Genomic DNA, 20,446 nt, shown 5'->3' with positions numbered 1-20,446 from the left:
ACACAAAATAGGAGAAAGCATGCCGTCGCACGAATACCTAATCACAAACTACAGTCGACTCATTGATCAGAAGAAGATACTGTGTGGAACACAAAGCGCTCCTTGAGCACATTGCGGCTGATCTTGAGGGCGATCTGTCCGAGGAGCGGTTGCTGGAAGTGCGTGGCGTCTTCGCGCTCGCCTGCCTGCTGCCAGCAAACATCATCATGAACGCGATCACGCCGGGCCTCAAGCTGGCGACAGGATCCTTCGCCTTCTTGGTCAAGCAGGTATACGACAAGCTTGCCAAAAGTGGCACGCACTATTCCGGTAGCGAGAAGACGGCCATTGAGATCGCCAAGAATGCCGCCATCGACGCTCTCAAGTCCTCAAACAAGTCAGAATTCATTCCAGCGGTGAATGTCTTCGTCGGCATGTATTATGATACAATGTCAATTATCGAGTTCCAGCGCAATGCGCAGGACACCCGCAACCAGACTATCGAGGCCCAGCGCCAACTCAGATGGCAGGTTTCTAAGCTCAATCGCGAAATAATGCTCAATGAAACGCGGATCAACCATATCGTGGAGCAGGCAATATTCAAGATGAACGTGGCGTAATCGAGCTCGTCTTTGATCTCATCACCTGTCACCACAGCCTCTATGCCGGACTCGTATCAGGTTTGACCTCAAGCGGAAAAATGACGGTCAGCTCCATAGTCCTGCGACAAGGTTATTCGTGCAGCAAGGTAACCGCCAATCAGTTCCGGCTGCTCATCCACACCATCGCCTATTGGCTGATGCACACCTTGCGCGGCTTGGCGCCCAAGACATCGTTCTGGCGCAAGACGCAGTTTGACAAGCTGCGTCTCGGCCTCATCAAAATGGCGGCGTAGGTCACCGAGATGGTGACGCGCATCAAGGTGTCGCTGCCGACCAGCGTCTCCACCAGAAAAGCCTCACAGTGCTGGGTGCCCCGCACCGTCAAGCTGCCGCCTTGACCGTCGGAGCGACATCCCCCCGAATGACCCCATCCCGGCAAACCCCGCAGAGCGCGCCCACGACGCCACCCGTTGGCACGCCTCCACACGGCCCCGTCACCACCTTTATGAATGATCCGGGTTAATAGCTCGCGCTGATGGTGAAGAATCCTCGCAAGCCCCGACCGCGATCACTGCTGATCGGGCGCTGCAGGGGCTTGGCAAGTTCGAAAGTCGCGCCGAGGGTCTCGTTGATGGCTAGGCGCACGCCGGCGCCGGCGGAGGACAGCGACTGCTGGCCGTGGCGCGGCCCGTCCTCGTAATTCCAGACGGAGCCGTGATCAACGAACAGGTAAAGGTGCGACCGACGCAGTGCATCGATCTCCAGCGGCGGCGCGTATTGGAGCTCCAGGCGGCCGGCGACGCCCTTGTCGCCGGACACCTCGGACGGGTCGTAGCCGCGCCCCCAGACGCCACCGCCGAAGCCGAACTCCTCCGAAGACAGCAGCTGATGCGGCGTCCATTGCGCCTCTACCGCCGCCATTAGCCGGATTTCGTCAGTCAGCGGGTGGTCGTGCGTGACCCCCGCTGTCACTTTGAAGAAGTCGCTGCGCCCGCCGGCCCGGCTCAGATTGGCGGAGCCAGTGCGGCTGGCGTTGAGCACATCCAACCCTTTCGAGATCTCCGCGTGCAGCAGGTTGGCGCCACCGAACGCGTCAGCAAAATCGTACGTCGAGCCGAGGGTGAACACGCGCAGCCGGTCCTCCGACAGCGGGTTGCTTTGCGCCCTGGTGGTGTAATTGCGGATTGAGAATTCGGCGTTAAGCCGCAAGGTCTCCGAACGGCTGCGGATCACCGGATAGCTGCCACCGAGGCGAAGGCCGCTGTTCCGGCTGTCGAGTTGGAATGCGCTGACCGAGCCACCCGGCTCGGACCAGGTGCGGCGGGCACCGAGGTAAACGGTCGCGCCCTCGTTTCCAACCGGCAACTCCTCAGTTACGTCGATATAGCGCAGTTCGTTTATATTCGCCGGCGTAACGACGCCGCGCACGATGGTGCGCTCGAAAAGACCGGTCTGGTCGGTGATCTCGACGGTACCGTCGAGTTGGAGTGGCCCGATGGCGCGCGAGCCGCGGTTGTCGAGCGTGATGGAGGCGCCGATCGGCCGGCGCTCTAAGACGAAAATCAGGTCGGAGCCGCCGTTCGTCCCCGGTGCCGGTTGGAGCACGGTGCGCGCCGTTACCCCCGAGAGGTCGTCGACGAGCAGCACGTAGCGCTCTAGGTCCTTCAGGCGCAGCGGGCGCGACGCCTTGATCTTGTCGCCATAGCCGGCCAGCAGACCGAGCCGGTCGGCAAAGGGCGCGCCCTCAAACCGAACATCGTTGATGTAGCCTTCTACGACCTGGAGGCGCACCGCGCCGCCCTGGATGCGCTGGGGTGGCAGCACCGCCTGGGACAGGATGTAGCCATCAGCACGAAGCTTTGCCGTGACGGCGTCACGCAGTCCGTAGAGGTCGAGCAGCGTGATCTCGCGACCGATCAGGGGCTCGTACAGCGGTCTCAGATCGGCATCGCTGTAGACCGTGTTGCCGTCAAAGCCGACCGAGGACAGCGTGAGCCGGATGGACTTGGCCCGGTCTGGCGGCGGCAGCTGCTCCGGCATGGGTACGACGATCTCGGGAGCGGACTGTGGTGTGGGCACGGGCTGGAACCGCTGCTCCACCCGCCCGGGGTCGGCAGGGCCGGGAAGGGCCTGGGCCACAGCCTCAGCCGATGGGCTAAGGGTCAACAGCGCGGGCGCTACCGCGCCCAAGACAAATGCGGCAACAGTTGTTTTCACCACAGATAACCTCCCCCCAAGCGAAAGTAATAGACAATAAATTTGTCCTATTGCATTGCTAAAAGTCTACAGCTGCCCGCCGAGGTCAAGCAAGCGGCGACCAGAAAGCCCACCGTTGGTGTTGGGGGTTGGTGCTGTGCCAATGCGACCCGAATGCGCTCCGTAGCCTCTGAAATCCTTTGTGCGTTGACCTGAGCGACACATCGCCGCCACCGGTCAACGTTCGGTCGCAGCGACTGTCCCAGTAACAGCCGCGCGACCGCTTTTCGATGTGCAGTGCGGACGCGTCCGGCAACGCGGTGCGACTCGGCAGGAGCATCACGGCCCGTGCGATCCTTGGTGCTCAGGACCGGCATCGGTCACTTGCCCTTCTGGTTTTCGATGGAGCGGTGGATCGTCTCTTCCGAGACGCTGCCGACCGTTGCGGCAAAATAGCTGCGGGACCAGAGCGTCGGAAGCCTGGAGCGCAGCGCCGGGAACTCGTCACGAAGACCCCGGCTGGACTTTCCCTTCAGGCGATTGACGATTTCAGCAACGCCGAGCGTAGGATCGGCTTCAACAAAGACGTGACCATGATCGGGCATGACGTCCAGCGCGTGGACCGTCATATCGTACGCGGACGCCACTTCGCCAAGAACTTGCCTAAGCCGGCGGTCAATCGGAGGCGTCAGGACGGGGCGCCGGTGTTTCGGGCACCATACGATGTGGTACGTCAGCGAAAATACCGCCCCGGCGTTCTTCGCAGAGCGCATCGTCCTGCAAGAGAGTCTGCTTCCGCCAGAAACCTAACGCAACAGCAAAGGAGGCGCGGCTTCCGCTGCCGGCTTAAGCCGGCAGTCCCCGCCACGAAATCATGTTGGCGTCCTCAAGGCGAACGGGTCGGAACGGCCCGATGCGGAGTCATGACCGCGAAATCACCTCCATGCGCAGAATGGGGGCGGTGGTTCATATCTGCGAACATCCTTTGGTGCGATTGGATAGGATAGAGAGGGACAAGCGGCAGCCTTGCTCTCGCTGGCAAGGGGGCGAGCTTTGCACAGTGCAAAGCCGCCAAACAATCTAAAATTAAAAGTTGCTAGGATCGGTTGACGAGGCGTGCAATCCGCGGTCACAGTGGAAAGATCGGGCGCCAGTCCTCCCAGTGGTGGAGAGGTTCGGCGGGTCTTTCTCGGACCTTGGGAGGCGGTGCGCGTGAAAACGCTCGTTGTGATGAACGAGAAGGGGGGCGTGGGGAAAACCACCATTGTTGCCCATGCCGGCTGGTACTTCGCCGAGCGCGTGGCCACCCTGGTCATCGACCTCGATCAGCAGGGCAATCTTACCACCACATTGGGGAGCCATGTCAGTTCTGTGGACAGTGTGGCGCTGTTCGCCGCCCCCACCCGCGTACCCGCCGTCGGCCGGCTCACCGTTGCCCGTTCCACCCGAGCCTTGCTTGGGGTTGAGGGGGTCAATCATGCCTGCATTGAGACCTTCCGTGACAGCCTCGCTGCCATGGCCGGTGACTATGCCATCTGTGTGATCGACACCCCGCCTGCGCTGACTGTCCGCAGCTTTGGCGCGCTGTTGGCCGCCGACGCTGTGCTGGCCCCCATCGGCATCAACGACTATTCCATCCAAGGGGTGGCGGAGCTGCTGCGCGCCATCAAGGGGGTGGCACACCACTACCGCCGCCCTGAACCGACATTTCTCGGTCTGCTGCCCTCCGTGTTTGATCGCAAGAGCCGGCGCGAGCGTGCGTTGTTTGAAAGTTTGGCCGCCCAGGCTGGCAAGCTGCTGTTCCCTGGCATCGTTGCCAAGCGGGATCTCTATGCCCGGGCCGTCAGTGAAGGCCAGCCGGTGTGGGCACTTCCCAGCAGTGCAGCCCGTGAGGCCGGACAGGAAATCCGCCACGTCTTCGATGAGGTGGCCCGGCGTATGGAGATCGACCCATGAGCAAATCCACCCCGTCCACCACCGTGCGTGCCGCCTTCGCCGCGGCCGCCTTCAGCAATCTGCGGGCTGCGGCCGGCGAGGGGCAGGGTGAGGCCTTGCGCCTGCTCATCGCCGACATCGATGAAGACCCCGACCAGCCGCGCAGCCATTTCGACAGCGAGGAGCTGGCCAGCCTCGCTGCCTCGATCAAAGCCTATGGCGTGGTGCAGCCGATCATCGTGCGCCCGTCGGTGGCGGGGCGCTACCGGTTGGTCGTTGGCGCGCGGCGGCTGCGTGCCAGCAAACTGGCCGACATGATCGACATTCCAGCGCTGTTGCGGCCGGTCAGCGATGACGGATTCGCCGTCCAACTGATCGAGAACCAGCAGCGCATCCGCCTGTCCAATTCCGACCTGGCCGCTGCCGTCTCCCGGCTGGCTGGGGAGGGAAAGCGCAGCGCCGACATTGGCATCATTTGTGCTCTAAAGGAGTATCAGGTCGCCGCCTTTCGACAGGTCGAGCATTTTCCACCGGCGCTGCGCCAGCGTCTGGATGAGGCCGACATCCGCGCGCTCTATGAGCTCTATCGCCAATGGTGCAAGACCCCCGAACCCCTGCTTGCCGCCCTCCCGGATGAGGACAGCCCGCTGACCGTGACAGAGGCCCGCCGGATCATTGCAAGGATCACCGGTCGGTCGACCAACAGCCCAAGACCCGATCAACCGCCGCCCATGCCATCAAAGCCACCAGCGCTTGCCACAGGAGATGACGGCCACGGGGCTGCAGCCCTGCGTGGCAACCCGGACAGCCGGGGGCTCGCGGCCGATGCCAGCCGACAGCGGGCAAAGCCAATGGTGCGGGAGCCTGCTGCCCCGCGGCAGTCCTGTTCCGCTCCGGCCGATACCGCGACCGCTCCCGTCTTTCTCGTGGTGGCGGATGATGGCGTGTCCGGCCGTCTGGTGGTCGACCAACGGGCTGGGCGCTCTGGTGCGGCGTTGGTGGCCTATGCCGATGGAGTGCGAGAAGTCGATGTCACCACGCTGCGCATCTTGGCTGTTGGGTGATGCCTGTTGGGCGTGAGGTGGCAAGCGGGCAAGACACAGGAGTGGAGGAAAGGAGGAGAGGGGGGGCAGGATAGGGGCGCTGGTAGCAGGTTTTAAACGCGGCCGCTCGCGCAACATGAGCTGTGACACCGCGTCTTGAGGAGACCGCCCTGCCAGTGGGTACGATCGCCTGAACTCAGGCAGCCAGAAGGGCTTGAGTATCAGGCGGCTTCACGGACGCTTTCCGGCGGTCGGCTGACCTCACCACGGCCAACATCTTGCCCTTGAAATAGGGGATCGTCAGACGTGGGTCGGCGGGGGCACCCCGGCTCCCGGATTGGTACGGGTCGAAGGCCCGCACCCGTCGCTCACCGACCCCGCGCATGAGGTGCCACGTCATCTTATAGGAGACGCCCACCATCTCCGACAGTTTCACGGCGGAGATGGCCTGATCGACGCAACGATCAGGGGATGGCTTGCGCCCAGGTGAGCAGCGGCAGGTGGGGGCGGTGCATTGGGGTGCCCGCCGTGACCGAGACCTGACGGTGAGAGGCGGTCCAGTCTCAACGCCGCACGTGAGCCAGCAGGCGTGATCCACGCAGTCCGCAGGCTGGGCAGGCCGGACCGTCCGACCAGCGGACGCGCTCAAACCACGCTTGCGCGGTGTCCTCATTGGCGAACAGGTCATGGAAAGCGCGGAGCGTCAGAGCGGCTGCGTTCGTGGTTCGTTTTGAGGATTCGTGCCAACCTTTCAAGGCGATAGGCCCGCTGCCAGTTATCCCGGCTCACCAACTGAGCTGAACCTCAGGCTCTGCTTCGGGTGTCGGAATCGCGCCACGTGGACTTTCCCTGTCCAGAATAGGTCGGTGGGGAGTGTGGACAGCCGAGAATGACGGGACGTATCTTTGTGGACGGCGGCGCGACTGCTTGGTCACGTTCGGCGTGATCATCCACGGAACGGCCGGTTGGAGGACGGGCATGGGCGACATCTTGGGCTATGCGCGGGTTTCCACCGGCGACCAGGATGCTGCCGGCCAGACGCTGCGGCGGGAGCGGGCCGGCGCCTTGACCGCCTTCATTGACATGTGCTCAGGCAAGGCGACGGTCCGGCCGGGGGGAGGTGTTGCTCGCCTCCGCGCGATGTGGTGACACGGTGGCCGTCATTCACCTTGACGGCCTCGGCGGGTTGCGCGGCGACCTGCTGGCGCCGGCCATGCTGAAGGAGCGCAAGCATCGGCCTGCTCAGCCCGGAAGAGAGGATCGACACCATCTCGGTCGTCCAGATCCGCAGCAAACGCCCGGGGCGGCAGCCCATCAGGACGGACAAGATCAAGGCGGCACTGACGCAGGAAGAGGGGGCCTGTCGCCAGCCGAGGTCGGCAAACAGCTGAGGGTGGGACGCTCCATCCTCGGGCAGGACATCAGCATGGCAGGAAGCCAGGGGCCAACCACTCCTTCCTGACCAGCATCAGGCCAGATACCGATCAATCCACAATCGTGGCTCGTTTGAACTCAGCGTTGTGTTCTCGAACAAATATAACGATGTCCTCTTTCTAGTGAGTCGATCCAGACGGATCGTATTGTACTACATACGTAAAGATCCGTCTGGTGCACGCCACTAGTTGTAGGGGGCGCCCTGTGGAAATTGCGCGTGAGGGTGGAGCTACCTCAGAGACGTGTTAATCAGCTGAGACAGAGAGTCTCCTTATGGAGATTAACACTATCGCGCCAGCCACCATTCCTGACGAAACTATATTTCACTAATGATGAAGTGTACTATAATTTTTGAAGTGGCTGGGGGGTACAAGGAGGAGGTGGTAAAGTGGTTGCACTTCTGGATTGGAAGCTAAACCATCGTGGGTCACCACAGGCAAAAATCGCCTCTGCCGCATTGTTTTGGTTAGGAACACATTACGGCTACGGATCAAAGTCAGCAAACGCTTTGGATGGTGCTTATGGCACTCCTCAAGGGAACAAAGCAATCGATTGTTCTGGGTTTGTGACGAAAGTCTATGCAGAAGTCTTTAACAACCCACAGCTATCCGTTCTTAGCATGAACGCAGCATCTATTAGGGTATCGCATCTGTTCAAGACGGTTAGCATTCCGGAACTTGGCGACGTTGTATCCTGGGATGGTCACTGCGGAATTGTGATAGATCCGTTAGCCGGAAAGTTCATTGGAGCGCAAACATCAACTGGTGTTGCGATAGCAAGCTACTGCACTGGATACTGGGCAACAAGAGCGGGAAGGATTTTTCGACGTTGGCACGAATTCTGATGGGGTCCGGTATTTCGTTATTTACTCGGAGAAATACGGGTGGTTTTCAGGCAGTTATCAGGAATTGAAGTGAAAGCTGCGGCACTTCGAGCTTTCTTCCCTAAGGAATGGCTCACCCCGTAACGTGTGACAGGAACAGGGGGAGTGTTCTCATCCCACTTGTAGGACCATCTATCCAGGCCAAGGTAGGTGTAGAGGTTAAGTACCTCACCCGTCTCACTGTCGATGATAGTTGCCTCATGATCTGTGATCTTGGCGACGTAGCCAACCAAGCCTTGCTGTGAGTTTTGTGGCTTACGGCTCGGTGCAGCATGCGTGATCTGTGTGTTCGTGCCTTCTGGTACCCATCGCCTGTGCATGGAATACAGGTCATCACGTGGGTACGGAGGAACATGCACGGCTAGTGGTATGCGCCAGACGGATCGTTACGTATGTAGCTCGGCGCAGTCGGCAGAATGCCTCGAATCTGCTAATGTACAAACGACACTATCTGTCTGGCTCGGTCCACTAGTTTTGGAGGTCTATTGATGAGCTTTGATGTGAGTGTCATTATTCCGACCTATCAGCGCGCTGATTTTTTGAACGAGGCTTTGAGGTGCGTGCTGGCGCAGACCCATGCACCATCCGAGGTGATCGTCATTGATGATGGTTCTCCAGACGATGCCGCCGCCCAGGTGTGTGCCCGCTTTGGAAACCGGGTTCGCTATCACAAGACTGAGAATGGAGGCCAACCAGTTGCCCGCAACACTGGCGTGGCTTTGTCCTCTGCGCCTTGGTTGGCCTTTTGCGATGACGACGATTTGTGGCAGCCTCATCATCTGGCAGAGCTTGCCCGAGCCGTTGCCGCCAGCCCATCGCTGGCCTTCGCCTTTTCCAATTTCTCTGTGGTCCGAGACGGTGTGTGGAGCACCTCCACCAAGCTCGACGATGCTCCACGGGAATTCTGGACCTTCGCCAAGCATGAGGTCGCTGACGGGGTGTGGGTTATCGATGAGCCCATGGTGACGCCCATCTTATGCTACCAAGCCATTTTCCCCTCCACCATCGCGGTCTCCCGTGGCCTTTTTGAAAAGGTCGGTGGCTTCGATCGACGGATGTCGGGTATTCCTGCGGAAGATCTGGAGTTCCTGCTGCGCTGCGTTGCGCAAGGCCCCATCGGATTGGTGACCCAGCCCACCGTCGGCATTCGCAAGCATGAAAACAATGATTCCGGGAGTGACCTAAAGCAATTTATTGGAGAGATTTGTGTTCTTGGCTATGTTCTTAGACATCATGACTTGGACTCATCCTGGCGCTCTGCTGTGATTGTCGAGATAAACCGCCGGATCATGACTGCTCTAAACGCAGCTTTTGCATCAGGCAATATGGAGTTCTTCCGAATTCTGATGAGAATGGTTGCTGCCGACGATGTTTCTCTCAAGATCAGAGCAAAAATGGTGGTTGCCTCCTTGCCAGACACCATGTCATCGGCACTCAACCATCTCCTGGCCCGTGGTGGAATTCTCGCGTCCCGTCCTATACCGGAAAGACTGAAAGACTGTTTTTGTGAGACAGCAGTATATCTCACCTCTCGACAGGAGAAGATACGCGCGCTTTAGGTAAGGTTTGTAATGAAATTTACCGGATTGAGCAATTCGGTCTTTTCCAATTTGGTGATGTCTCTTGGTCTGGAAGGGCTTGTTGTTACGGACAGCATCATGAAGTGCTGCCCCATTCGTTGGCCTTCGTGTCCAACGAATGGGGGCGAATGGGGGGGGCGTCGTCGTGGGGAGGGGCGGCGAAGGCGACAGGTGATGGCGATCGAAGCGGCCCTGCAGGAGTGTTTGCTCACCCGGCTGGCGGCAGCTGAGCCGTTAAGCGACGACGAAGGTGCCGTCGATGAGGTTGCGGATGGCGGTCCAGGCGGACTGGCCTTGGCGGCGCGCGGTTCCGGTGACGGAACGATAGCCTGCGTGGATGCCCGGCCCCCAGTCGGATCGGAAGCCGTTGGTGACCTTGCGGAAGATCACGGACGGGCGGATTTCCTGCTCACTGACGTTGTTAAAGGGCATGCTGTTTCTGGCGCCTTCCTGGGCAGGGCCGCGCTCTGGTAAAGTTCGGCTTACCGGGATAGGGGCGTCGGGAGCATGAAACGGCGGCAGGCCGTCCTTAACCATGAGCTGTGAGCTCGCGTTGTTACGTGGCCGCCCCCTACGACTTGCCCGGTTGCGCTGCGAGCGCGAATCCGTAGATGTCGTGCAAGCCCGCTGGCTCCCGAGAAGACAACAGGAGGGAGCATGCGTATCATCGGGATGGACATCCATCGGTCCTTCGCGCAGGTCGCCATCTTCGCCGAGGGCCAGATACAACAGGAACTTCGCGTTGAGCTGACCAACGAGCGCTTTCTTACGTTCGCCCGGACTCTCGAGAAAGCCGATGTGGTGGTCATCGAGGCGACCGGAAACAGCGCTGCGGTTGAAAAATTGCTCCGGCCCTTCGTGACGAAGGTGGCCATCGCCAATCCCCGGCTGGTGCGGGCCATCGCCTTCGCCCGGGTGAAAACCGACAAGATCGACGCCGGCATCCTGGCCCGGCTTTATGCCTCGGGCTTTCTGCCCGAGGTCTGGGCTCCGGATGACGACACGCTGCATCGGCGGCGGTTGATCTCGGAGCGAATGGCCGTGCTCGACCAGATGGTGCGGCTCAAGAGCCGGGTCCATGCCATCCTGCACGGCAACCTGCTCCCGAAATACGACGGTGACCTGTTCGGTAAATCCGGCCGGGAATGGCTGGCGGAACTTCCGGTTCCCCCCGATGAACGGCGGATCCTGGAACGCCTGCTGATTGATCTTGAACGGGTTGTCGGGCAGCTTCGCGAACTGGACATCAACCTGGCCCGGCAGGCATTGGATGATCCGCGGGCTCGACGGTTGATGACGATTCCGGGGATCAGCACGATCGTCGCCACCACCGTCCTGGCGTCGATCGGAGATATCGCCCGCTTTCCGACAGCCGAGAAGCTGGCGTGTTACTTCGGCCTGACCCCGACCACCCGTCAGTCCGGTGATCATCCCGCACGCCATGGCCGTATCTCCAAGCAGGGAAATGCGTCCGCCCGGAAGATGCTGGTCGAGGCGGCTTGGTCGGCGAAAAAGGCGCCTGGACCGCTGCGGGCGTTCTTCACCCGTGTACAGAAAAAGGCGGGAGCGCCGGCGGCGGCGGTGGCGACCGCCCGGAAACTGGCGATCCTGATCTGGCACCTGCTGTCCGAAGGGACGGAATACCTGTTTGCCCGGCCGGCTTTCACAGCCATGAAGCTCCGCAGGGCCGCGCTCAAGGCTGGCGCTCCCCGGGAATACGGCCATGCCGGCACCACTCACGATTACTGGATCAAAGAAATCCGACAACGTGAGGCCGAGTATGTCGAACAGGCCGAGCGGGTCTATGAGCGAATGGTCGAGGCGTGGAAGACGGCGGGGCCGGTGGGTACCGGATGATAAAGTCCGCCTCAAGGCGACCGCTTCGCGGCCCCGCGCTCCGCGCGGCTGCGGCCTTGACCCGGGCTTTATCATCCGGCCTTGGGTATCCATGCGGTCGATGCCTTGCACCGACCGCATCGGTCCAATGTCCAACTGGAGGTTCTCAACATCATCCGTGGTCGGTGGCACGCGGCGGTCGCTGAGAAAGACAAAGAACTTGCCGCGCCACGCCTTGATCTGGCGCTGCAGTTCGCGGCCAGCCGGATGGGCAGCGGGGACACCGAGCAAAGCATCCAGGCGGCGCTCGGCCTTGGCGGCGTAAGCGGCGAGCGTGCTGTCCTTCAACTCCGGTCTTCGCTTGCCGACACGGATGGCCCAGCGCAGGTGATCACGGAGTTTCGGCGCCACCACGCTGTCGCCGCAGTCGATGGCGTACTGAACGTCGCGCAAGACGTGGGCCAGGCAGACTTGGTGCACTTGCCCCAGCTCCTGCTGGCCGGCGTAGCGGTCGGAGCCCCACACCTCGGGTCGATGATCCCACAGAATGTCGGCGGCCACCGCCCGTCCCCGGCTGGGGGCGATGGTGTGCAGCACAGCCTCATCGGACTGGAACACCCACTGCCAGTGGGTCACGCCGTCAACCCGGGTTGTGGTTTCGTCCGAGGCGATGACGGGAGCGGTCAGGAGCTTGGTCTTGATCGCCGCGCAGGCGGTATCGAACGCCGACCCCATGCGGCGGAAGGCATTGGCGATGGCGCCTTCGGAGATGCTCAGCCCAAACACCTCCTTCAGCAGGCGCGACAGCCGCTCGAAGCCGACATGATGGCTGTGATGCAGGTAGGCCAGCAGCGAGCGGATCCCTGGGCCGAAGGGCGTTCCCGGAAGCATGGTGGCGGGCGGTTCAGCCCGATAGCGCCGTCCACACGAACCGCAGCGGCCGCCGAACAGCTCCACCCGCGTCACCACCGGGCGGACTTCTGGCAGGTCAATGTGGTCGTAGCGATGCCGGCAGCGCTGTCCCGCTGCCAACAGCGCCGTTTGGCAGTGCGGGCATTCCTCGGCAAGACGGCGCTCCGTGCGATCAGGGTCGGGCGTGAGCGGCCGCGCGACACCGGGACGGGACGGCCGCGGTTTGCGCCCCCGCTTCGCCTTGCGGGCCTTGCCCCCGGGGCCATCCTGCGAAGGTGGGATGTGCGAGTTCGCCGAGGTCTTCTTCGGCTTGCCGACCAAGGCTTCCAGTTTGGCGATCCGTGCGGCCATGCGCTCGATCAGCGCCGCCTGCTCGATCAGCAGGGCGTCCTTCTCGGCGTCACTGAGACGATAGCGCGGCGGAACCGTCATGGAGATGTTGATGGTGTGGACGACCGCTGCTCTCCGGCATCGAGGTGCCATAGACTGGTGGTTGCTGAATCCCACCTACGAGAGGGCCGTCCACATGAGCATTGTCACCGTCGGTCTCGATCTTGCCAAGCACGTCTTCCAGGTTCATGGCGTTGACGAGGCTGGAAAAGTCGTCGTCCGCCGGCAACTGCGGCGTGAGGCGGTGGATGGATTCTTCAAGGAGTTGCCGCCCTGCCTGGTCGGAATGGAGGCATGCGCCACAGCCCACCATTGGGCTCGGCGGATCAGGGCGTTCGGTCATCAGGTCCGGCTGATCCCGCCGGCACGCGTCAAAGCGTACGTGCAGCGCGGTAAGAAGAACGATGCCACCGACGCAGCGGCCATCGCCGAGGCGGTGGCGCGCCCGCACATGGCTTTTGTTCCGGTGAAGAGCGAAGATCAACAGGCCGTTCTGATGCTGCATCGCGTTCGCGACCAGTTGGTGCGTCAGCGGACCATGCTGATGCGCCCATCTGGCGGAATTCGGCATCGTTGCCGCCCAGGGCCGCAAGAAGGCCGCCGAGCTGATCGCGGGGCTGGATGAACTGGGCATTCCAGAGATGGCCCGCATTGCCTTGCAGGAATTGACGGGACAGATCCCGAGCTGCGATGCCCGGATCGAGACGGTTGAGCGGGAGATCATCGCCTGGCATCGGACGAACGAGGCGAGCCGCAATCTTGCGACCATTCCCGGGATTGGCCCGATCACTGCCTCGGTTCTGGCCGCGACGATTACGGAGCCGGCGGCCTTCCGGACCGGACGCCACTTGGCCGCTTGGCTAGGCCTGGTTCCGCGTCAGAACTCCAGTGGCGGCAAGGACAAGTTGGGCCCGATCACCAAGACCGGGGACCGCTCAATCCGCAGGCTGCTTGTGATCGGCGCCACCTGCGTCATTCGCCACGCACGCACTCGGGCGCCGGGAGACGCCGATTGGCTGAAGGGCCTGCTTGATCGCAAGCCGGCCCGGCTCGTCACCGTGGCCTTGGCCAACAAGATGGCCCGCATCGCCTGGGCTGTGCTGACCAGAGGCGAGGTCTATCGGAAAGATTTTCCCGTTCCAGCCGCCGCTTAAAGCAGAGGGCGCGCCAGAGACCGGGAAAAGCACGTGCGAGGGTGACGAGTGAGGTGATGGCGATACGGTTCGAGCCGAGGATGGGGAAGACCCGCATGAGTCAATGCGCGCAAGGCGCGTTCCGTTGATTGGGACCCTATCCGCGGATTTCATCATGGCCCGCGGTCATAAGCGCCGCACTCTGGAGGCCGGACACATGACCGCACCCGCCCGCATTGCCAACTTCACCCGTTTTCCCTTGCACCGCAGCGGTCGTCCACACATGACTCATATCCCGAGTCGCCGTGCAACAACCCGATCACCAGCCACCTCCAATGCGCGTGGCCACAAGGCGGCGTCACACCCTCACCCAGCCCGGTGAGCAAACACGTGTTGGCACGCCTGTCGCGCATGAGGTCATGTCGGCAACGCCAACCTGACCACCGCCAAAGGCTTTCTGAAGCTTGACCTTGCAGCCGGAGGATCTCCGGGGGCGCCTGTGGATCGAACTGCTCCAGCGATCGAACGCAAGAACGCCGCGTTGTGAGGTTTGGAAACTCGGCCCATGACGGCCAAGGGTTGTCACGTTGCCCGGCGCTCGACGCGCCTCAGATCTCCGGCCATTGCCAAAACGATGTGGGTAACGCCAAGATCTTCAGGGCCGAGACTGGTCACCAAATCGCCAATGTCGACGCCTGTTGCGGTGTCTGGAGCGCCCCCGCCGCCGAACCGCCCGCACCAAGTCCCTCTTGCGTCCCACCTTGGCACGTTGGCGCCAGAAGCTCCCCTCATAACGGATGGTCGCCGCGCTCCGGCACCAGGAACCTCATCGAAATAGCACATATTTGCGGCAAAAGCCTTTATTCAGCAACACGAACAGTTTATGATCGATGCTGAATTGGTGCCGCTCCAGAGTTTCTTATGCATTCGTGATAGCAACTTAGAGGTGCTGCTGTGCACAGACTGGTTTTGCGCAGTGAATTGATGGTCATGGTGTCATATGACGAGATCGTAAAGATCTGCCTATCATATGCGCGGCGGAATAAAGAATTTGGCGTGACTGGATTTCTGATCGAATGCGGCGGTGTATTTCTCTGTTCTCTGGAAGGTCCGCCGACCGCTCTAAACGAGGCGCTCTATAATATTGAATCTGACGAAAAGCAGCGCAACACGCAAATATTGTTTTACAATGAAACCGCGTCCAACCGGCTATTTGGGCTGTGGGCTATGAACATGATGTTCCTGGATGACCCAACCCTGTGGCAGCGGGCAATCGGCACTCTGAAGGCGTATGATGGTTTTTATATAAAATCCTATGATGCTGCTTTTGCCATTGGTGTTTTGATTCTGTCTTATCGGCATGCGTGTGAGGTATCACACCTCAATGCGATGCCATCCGAAGAACACTGCGGGAAACTTCCGCTTCCAAGTCAAATTCTAAGAGATTCAAAATTGTAACTTTCGCACTTGCCCAGTCTGTGAAGCATCAAAGTCGATGATCATGAACTATATAGCGAGAACCTCGTCTCGGAGATCACCAAGCCTCGTCAAGCGCGATCACCTTGGTTCGTTGTGTATCGAAAAGCCCGCGTCCGCTGTTTCTTGTCCTTGCGTGCAAGGTCAACAAGGGACGCCGCCTTGTGGTGGAGCAGTCAGCCGTCGGGGGTGCGCACAGCGCGCATCTGTGACTTGAGCTCTGGCAACGTCGCGGCTTTGGCCAAAACATTCGCGGCTGATGCGCAGCGCTGCTTCTGGCGCGACTTTTAAGAAAATGCGGGGTGGGCGTCGCCCAGCGTCCGGGGGCGCGGCTCCCGGCGAGAGCGGATAAGGCGCCACGGCTTTGTACAGTAAGCCCGCACCACTCCCAGCCATCCCCCGTCTGCGCGCGTTGCGGGGGCATCAGCGAGGAGCACGGGATCAGCAACCAACTCCAGGTAACGACGATGGATGTCAGGCCATGTGATGATAGAGCCATCGACATGCGAGATCACGATGACGTACCAAATGTCCTCAGGAAGGGTGTTCACAATGTAGAGAATGGCGTCATCGCAGCGTTTGAACTCCTTTGACCACAACTCGCCAAAGTCGTCCAGCGTCGGCCCCCATACCATGACTGCCATAGGACCCTCCCTGCTGAGTGCATTCCAAAGAATACATGGAGATATCGGTTGAGTCTAGTACAATATTGAGCAGGGGTGTGTTACAAGTTTGGAACTGATACACTAGTATCTGGGGCTCCAGATATGGAAGTACCTTCATGAACTTAAAGCTTATCGGTGAGCCTGGCTTTGGCCACTCTTAAAGCGATAACTCGCAAAAGCTGTGCACGGGCATAGCGCCGCCGCTGTTTGGTGGCGGTTGGCGATTTTGTCCTGACACACTGTTTGGTTGGATTTTTGTTTGGTTGGATTTGCCACTTCCCTGTATTCGGCCGGTTCGTGGAGTTTGAGGACACCCGATCCGCACATTGAAGTGGGAGCCTTCGTCTGTTGCTGTGGGGCTCGGCTGCGGACAAAGGAGGCGCAAGCGTGCGAGAGAAATGGAAATCTTGTTGCTATGTTGTGGTTCCCACTGCATTGGGCTGAATGCCGGCGCAAATGGTGCGCAGGTGTAAAAGAGTGACCTCAGAAATCCTCTCTGGTTAATGCATCATCCCAATGAAGTTTCTGAATTCTATTGAACTATACTAAGAAACTTCGTGAGACTGGTGGTAAGGGAGGGGGCTGTGGATCGACCCGGCGATCAATTCAGCGTCAGCGGGACAGGCCTGCCCACACCACAGTCTGGTGTGTGGACCAACAATGGTGCAACCGGCGCTGCAAGGCCGGCAGGCGTGCTGCCGCAAGTGCCGGTTGGGTTTGCCGTCTCGGTCTTCGCCGAGGGGCTGGATCGGGCGCGGTGGATTGAAACGGCTCCCAATGGCGATGTTCTGCTGTCGCGCCCGACCACCGGCGACATTCTCCTCCTGCGAGACGGCAACGATGACGGGCGCGCCGACAGCATAACCACCTTCGCCAGCGGATTTACCCAACCCCATGGCATGGCCTTCGGCAACAACAGCCTTTATGTCGTCGACGTCAACGCGATCTGGAGGCTCCCCTACACCCCAGGGGACAACAGCGCACAAGGGGCGGCCATTGCGCTCACCGCGCCGGGGCAACTGGGCGGCAGTGCCGGGCATAGCCTGCACTCCCTGGCCCTGAGCCCGGATGGCCAATCCTTGTATGTGGGGATCGGGTCGCAGACCAATCTGGCGGAAGAGGCGCCACCCCGCGCCACGATCTTGCAACTGGACAGCACCGGCGCCAACGTCCGTGTCTTTGCCAGCGGCCTGCGCAATCCCGCCGCCTTGGAGATCAATCCGGCCACTGCCACGCTGTATGCCAGCGTGGTTGAGCGGGACGGCATGGGCGATGATCTGGTCCCTGACTATCTGACACGCGTCCAGCCTGGCGGCTTCTACGGCTGGCCCTACGCCTATGTTGGGCAAAATGCCCAACCCGGCATCCCCCCGCGGCCGGACCTGGTGGCCCAGACCCTAGTCCCGGACACGCTGTTCCAAGCCCATTCCACGCCCATCGGCTTTACGTTTTACACCGGCACCCAATTCCCTTCCTCCTATCAAGGCGATGCCTTTGTTGCTCTGCGGGGATCCTGGAACGCCTCCCAGACGCGTGGCTTCATGGTCGCCCATGTCGATGTCGACAATGGTGTACCGGCAAACCGCTACGATGCCTTCATGACCGGCTTCGTGCTGGGTGAGGAGCCGCAGGTCTCGGTGTTCGGGCGGCCGACCACCGTCGCGGTCGGTGCCAATGGAACACTGCTGGTGGGGGATGACATTGGGGGAACGATCTATGCGGTGCGCTATGTTGGCGCTGGCGCGGTCGGGGATGGCGCCAACAACGTGATGGCAGGCAGTGCATCGGCCGACCAGCTGATCGGCCTGGCGGGCGATGATCTCCTGACCGGGATGGCCGGCAGCGACATCCTCTACGGCAATGCCGGTGCCGACAGCGTGTATGGCGGGGCGGATGGTGATGCCCTCTATGGCGGGCGCGATGCCGACCGCCTGTCGGGCGACCGCGGCGACGACACGGTGTCCGGCGAGCTTGGACGTGATCTCGTCTTTGGAAACAGTGGTCGTGACGCGCTGTTTGGCAATACCGGCTTCGATACACTCTACGGTGGTCAGGACGCCGACACGCTCTATGGCGGGCAGGGCGATGACTGGCTGTTCGGCGACCTGGGGGAGGATTGGCTCGCCGGCGACCGTGGTAACGACACGCTGACCGGTGGCGGAGGGGCAGACCTGTTCGCCTTTGCGCCCGGCAGTGGCCAGGACATCATCACTGATTTTAACGCTGTTGATGGCGATCGCATCCGGGTCGCCGTCGGCCTCGGCTATCAACTTAGCGCCAACGCTGCCGGCGTAGGGGTGATCGTCTTCAGCGATCAAAGCAGTGTGACAGTGAGCGGCGTTTCCGGCTCAGAGCTTCAGGCCAGCTGGATCTTCGTCGGCTAGGCTGTGGTGACGGTGCGCCTCTCCGGAACCTCCGCACGTCCGGGTGGAGGGGATGTCAGACAAGGAAGCAAAGGCTTGATCGGACATGTACGTTCAGGACGCTCGACCAGCCATGGCCGAGAGGATCATGCCAGCTCTCCTGGCTGCACAACCAAGCTGTCGCCATCAACGGTGAAACCGGAGGGAGGTGAGGCCAGTGAAATCAAAACAAACCATGATCGGAGCCTATGTGGACCAAGCCTTGGCCGAGCGCTTTGCCGCCTGGGCCCGGCAGACCGATGGCAGCGCATCGGCGGCGTTGCGACGGCTGATCACCCAGGCGGTCGATGGCCAGGAGCCGACGCCGTCACCGGGCGCCGGGATGGGGCGGCAGGTCGGCGTCCGCTTCAAAGCGGCTGAACGCGCAGCATTGTCCGCCGCCGCAGCGGCGCATGGCACCAGCCCGGCCAACTGGTTGCGCTCACTCGCTCTGGTTCATCTGACCCACCGTCCGCACTGGAGCCCGGCCGAAGTCGAGGCGCTGCGCGCCGTGTTCGCTGCCTTGCGCGCCATCAACGCCAATTTGGTCCGGTTGGCGCCTCAGCCCGATGGCACGCTCGATCCCCAGGCGCCGGCCCCCTGTGCCGCTGACGCTGCGTGCGAGGCTGCCGCTTTGGTTCGGGACGAGATGCGCCGGGTTGTCGCCGTTCTGACAGGACAATTCGACTATTGGGGATTGCCTGACGCTGAGCGACCCACCGCCCGCCCCGGCACCCGCGAGCGGACCAAGGCCCCGGCAGGCAAGGCGGTGGTCCGGCAGCGGACTCGCCGGGTCGGTCGGTTCGACAGCTGAGCCCCCCAGGCCTTGCGTTGGGGCCGCCTTTCAAGCTTGGGCTCAGCCTGGCTTCGGCAAGCGGAGACGGGGGGCCGGCGCTGGGTTGGGGGGTGGGTGAAGCAGGCCAGGCTCACCAGGACAGGCCGGCGGCGATGAGGCGGAGCGCTGGGGGTGTGCAGCCCGGTCTTGCGCGGCCCGCAGCGCCAGCGCCAAAGCGTGGCGGCGGGGGAGGGGATTCGGCAGATCAGCGACAAATCGCCGAAGGTCACGGGCCAGCTGACGGTCGGCGACGTCGCCGCCCTCCAAAAGCTCGGCGCTGCGCAGATAAGCCTCCCGGACGGCCTCATGGCGCAGCTGTAAGGCATGGCTCCATGCCGGTGGCTCAGGAGCAACCGCAGCGCTGGCATCGGCCACCGCGGCCCGCCCGATGGCGTCTGCCGCACGCGGGATCAAACCCCGCTGCTCGATCTTATGGGTGGGAAGGGAAGACGGTTTGCGCACGCGGCCACGGGCCAGCCGCGGTGTCGCCTCCGCCTCGAGGCCGCATCGGCGCAGTTCGCCGGCGAAGCGCTCCCGCCACCGCTGAAGCTCGCCCGGCCCCGGTGCCAGCCGCCGTCCGTCATGACCGACGGCCCGCACCGTGATGTGCACATGCGGGTGGCCAGTGTCGTCGTGTCGGACCATCACCCAATCATGTCGGCGGGCGAAGATGTCCTGGGCCCAAGCACGGGCGGCGGCCTCGACCGGGTCTGGCGGTGTGCCGGGAGGCATCGACACGATAAGGGCCACAGCTTGCGTCGCGCTGGGATCATTGGCCCCACGCGCCTCGGCGGCGTTGGCCAGCAGCCACTCCTCGATCAGCGCGTCCAGCCGGGCGGGCGCGCCGATCCGTTCGCCATCCTGGGTTTCGGCCGACAACCGTCCCTGGCGCGTGATGTAGGCAAGGTGGTTGTGCAAGTCGGCACCGCCGCCGCCCGCCCGTCCGGCGATCTTCACCATGGCCTCGGGCGCCTTGTTGGCGATGCGCCGCAACCGCGCCTTGCTGTCCGCCGACAGGGCGGCTGCGCCTGGCAAGCCGGGCGCGAGCCGGACATCCTGCCCTCGAATGCTGGTGGGCAACCGCCACACCTTGTCGTCCGCTGCTGTCATTGTCCCGGTCTCCTGTGCTATGCCGCAACCGACGA

At 61.7% G+C, this 20,446-nt stretch carries 16 protein-coding genes and 3 pseudogenes; 12 read left to right on the top strand and 7 right to left on the bottom strand.

The window, feature by feature from the left end; all coding sequences use genetic code 11:
- Window positions 1-83 precede the first annotated feature (83 nt).
- Together M5E06_RS32805 and M5E06_RS32800 are read left to right on the top strand one after the other, a co-directional pair.
- Window positions 84-599 carry a hypothetical protein gene (locus M5E06_RS32805; RefSeq protein ID WP_252141828.1) on the top strand — a complete coding sequence of 172 codons (516 nt, stop codon included), beginning with the start codon at window positions 84-86 and terminating at the stop codon, window positions 597-599.
- Between the two features lie 80 nt (window positions 600-679).
- A complete protein-coding gene (locus M5E06_RS32800) occupies window positions 680-874 on the top strand; it encodes a transposase (protein ID WP_502802028.1) in 195 nt (64 codons plus the stop codon).
- 226 nt (window positions 875-1,100) lie between these two features.
- On the opposite strand, the gene M5E06_RS32795 is transcribed toward M5E06_RS32800, so the two are convergent.
- Entirely contained in the window at window positions 1,101-2,621 is a 1,521-nt protein-coding gene (locus M5E06_RS32795; protein ID WP_252141827.1) for a ShlB/FhaC/HecB family hemolysin secretion/activation protein, read from the bottom strand.
- A gap of 536 nt (window positions 2,622-3,157) precedes the next feature.
- A complete protein-coding gene (gene tnpA / locus M5E06_RS32790; protein ID WP_252141826.1) occupies window positions 3,158-3,550 on the bottom strand; it encodes an IS200/IS605 family transposase in 393 nt (130 codons plus the stop codon).
- A 439-nt stretch (window positions 3,551-3,989) separates the two neighbouring features.
- On the opposite strand from tnpA, the gene M5E06_RS32785 reads away from it, so the two are divergent.
- The gene (locus M5E06_RS32785) at window positions 3,990-4,733 is read left to right on the top strand and encodes a ParA family protein (RefSeq protein ID WP_252141825.1); all 744 of its coding nucleotides are present in this window, start codon (window positions 3,990-3,992) and stop codon (window positions 4,731-4,733) included.
- The gene (locus tag M5E06_RS32780) at window positions 4,730-5,776 is read left to right on the top strand and encodes a ParB/RepB/Spo0J family partition protein (RefSeq protein WP_252141824.1); all 1,047 of its coding nucleotides are present in this window, start codon (window positions 4,730-4,732) and stop codon (window positions 5,774-5,776) included. Before M5E06_RS32785 ends, M5E06_RS32780 begins: the two co-directional genes overlap by 4 nt.
- Window positions 5,777-6,318: 542 nt before the next feature.
- Here M5E06_RS32780 and M5E06_RS35990 read toward each other — a convergent pair.
- Window positions 6,319-6,510, bottom strand: coding sequence for a transposase (locus M5E06_RS35990; protein WP_353654385.1), 192 nt, complete (start codon window positions 6,508-6,510; stop codon window positions 6,319-6,321).
- Window positions 6,511-6,733: 223 nt separating this feature from the next.
- Here M5E06_RS35990 and M5E06_RS32775 point away from each other — a divergent pair, with 223 nt between their 5' ends.
- The 3 genes from M5E06_RS32775 to M5E06_RS32765 all read left to right on the top strand — a co-directional run bounded on the left by M5E06_RS32775 (window position 6,734) and on the right by M5E06_RS32765 (window position 9,631).
- On the top strand, window positions 6,734-6,904 hold the full coding sequence (locus M5E06_RS32775) for a hypothetical protein (RefSeq protein ID WP_252141823.1): 171 nt from the start codon (window positions 6,734-6,736) through the stop codon (window positions 6,902-6,904).
- A 673-nt stretch (window positions 6,905-7,577) separates the two neighbouring features.
- Window positions 7,578-8,033 carry an NlpC/P60 family protein gene (locus M5E06_RS32770; RefSeq protein ID WP_252141822.1) on the top strand — a complete coding sequence of 152 codons (456 nt, stop codon included), beginning with the start codon at window positions 7,578-7,580 and terminating at the stop codon, window positions 8,031-8,033.
- A gap of 527 nt (window positions 8,034-8,560) precedes the next feature.
- Window positions 8,561-9,631: a glycosyltransferase family 2 protein gene (locus tag M5E06_RS32765; protein ID WP_252141821.1), complete on the top strand. Its 1,071-nt coding sequence runs from the start codon at window positions 8,561-8,563 to the stop codon at window positions 9,629-9,631.
- A 255-nt stretch (window positions 9,632-9,886) separates the two neighbouring features.
- Here the strand turns inward: M5E06_RS32765 and M5E06_RS32760 are convergent.
- Window positions 9,887-10,093 (bottom strand): annotated as a pseudogene (locus tag M5E06_RS32760) (IS66 family transposase); the annotation flags it as partial.
- Window positions 10,094-10,324: 231 nt separating this feature from the next.
- Between M5E06_RS32760 and M5E06_RS32755 the strand changes: the two are divergent.
- Window positions 10,325-11,509: an IS110 family RNA-guided transposase gene (locus tag M5E06_RS32755; RefSeq protein WP_252141899.1), complete on the top strand. Its 1,185-nt coding sequence runs from the start codon at window positions 10,325-10,327 to the stop codon at window positions 11,507-11,509.
- A gap of 152 nt (window positions 11,510-11,661) precedes the next feature.
- On the opposite strand, the pseudogene tnpC reads toward M5E06_RS32755, so the two are convergent.
- A pseudogene (gene tnpC, locus M5E06_RS32750) lies at window positions 11,662-12,832 on the bottom strand (IS66 family transposase); the annotation flags it as partial.
- Window positions 12,833-12,926: 94 nt separating this feature from the next.
- Between tnpC and M5E06_RS32745 the strand changes: the two are divergent.
- Together M5E06_RS32745 and M5E06_RS32740 are read left to right on the top strand one after the other, a co-directional pair.
- Window positions 12,927-13,944: pseudogene (locus M5E06_RS32745) on the top strand (IS110 family RNA-guided transposase).
- Window positions 13,945-14,877: 933 nt separating this feature from the next.
- Entirely contained in the window at window positions 14,878-15,381 is a 504-nt protein-coding gene (locus M5E06_RS32740; RefSeq protein ID WP_353654384.1) for a BLUF domain-containing protein, read from the top strand.
- A 305-nt stretch (window positions 15,382-15,686) separates the two neighbouring features.
- On the opposite strand, the gene M5E06_RS32735 is transcribed toward M5E06_RS32740, so the two are convergent.
- Window positions 15,687-16,043, bottom strand: a complete 357-nt coding sequence (locus M5E06_RS32735) for a hypothetical protein (protein WP_252141819.1) — start codon at window positions 16,041-16,043, stop codon at window positions 15,687-15,689.
- 605 nt (window positions 16,044-16,648) lie between these two features.
- Here M5E06_RS32735 and M5E06_RS32730 point away from each other — a divergent pair.
- Window positions 16,649-18,448 carry a PQQ-dependent sugar dehydrogenase gene (locus tag M5E06_RS32730; protein WP_252141818.1) on the top strand — a complete coding sequence of 600 codons (1,800 nt, stop codon included), beginning with the start codon at window positions 16,649-16,651 and terminating at the stop codon, window positions 18,446-18,448.
- Between the two features lie 196 nt (window positions 18,449-18,644).
- Window positions 18,645-19,280, top strand: a complete 636-nt coding sequence (locus M5E06_RS32725; RefSeq protein ID WP_252141817.1) for a hypothetical protein — start codon at window positions 18,645-18,647, stop codon at window positions 19,278-19,280.
- A 42-nt stretch (window positions 19,281-19,322) separates the two neighbouring features.
- On the opposite strand, the gene M5E06_RS32720 is transcribed toward M5E06_RS32725, so the two are convergent.
- Complete coding sequence (locus M5E06_RS32720; RefSeq protein WP_252141816.1) at window positions 19,323-20,411, bottom strand: relaxase/mobilization nuclease domain-containing protein; 1,089 nt, start codon at window positions 20,409-20,411, stop codon at window positions 19,323-19,325.
- Window positions 20,412-20,446: the final 35 nt, after the last annotated feature.

This window comes from Azospirillum sp. A1-3 (assembly GCF_023806445.1).
Classification (GTDB): Bacteria; Pseudomonadota; Alphaproteobacteria; order Azospirillales; family Azospirillaceae; genus Azospirillum.
The sequence above is the reverse complement of the archived record's forward strand: the minus strand, read 5'-3'. Positions and strand labels throughout refer to the sequence as shown.

What these genes read in the sequence shown, in the direction of transcription:
- tnpA (WP_252141826.1), bottom strand. Translation starts at nt 3,550, where the DNA reads ATGCGCTCTGCGAAGAACGCCGGGGCGGTATTTTCGCTGACGTACCAC.
- M5E06_RS32735 (WP_252141819.1), bottom strand. Translation starts at nt 16,043, where the DNA reads ATGGCAGTCATGGTATGGGGGCCGACGCTGGACGACTTTGGCGAGTTG.
- M5E06_RS32800 (WP_502802028.1), top strand. Translation starts at nt 680, where the DNA reads ATGACGGTCAGCTCCATAGTCCTGCGACAAGGTTATTCGTGCAGCAAG.
- M5E06_RS32755 (WP_252141899.1), top strand. Translation starts at nt 10,325, where the DNA reads ATGGACATCCATCGGTCCTTCGCGCAGGTCGCCATCTTCGCCGAGGGC.
- M5E06_RS32720 (WP_252141816.1), bottom strand. Translation starts at nt 20,411, where the DNA reads ATGACAGCAGCGGACGACAAGGTGTGGCGGTTGCCCACCAGCATTCGA.
- M5E06_RS32780 (WP_252141824.1), top strand. Translation starts at nt 4,730, where the DNA reads ATGAGCAAATCCACCCCGTCCACCACCGTGCGTGCCGCCTTCGCCGCG.
- M5E06_RS32775 (WP_252141823.1), top strand. Translation starts at nt 6,734, where the DNA reads ATGGGCGACATCTTGGGCTATGCGCGGGTTTCCACCGGCGACCAGGAT.
- M5E06_RS32765 (WP_252141821.1), top strand. Translation starts at nt 8,561, where the DNA reads ATGAGCTTTGATGTGAGTGTCATTATTCCGACCTATCAGCGCGCTGAT.
- M5E06_RS32795 (WP_252141827.1), bottom strand. Translation starts at nt 2,621, where the DNA reads ATGCCGGAGCAGCTGCCGCCGCCAGACCGGGCCAAGTCCATCCGGCTC.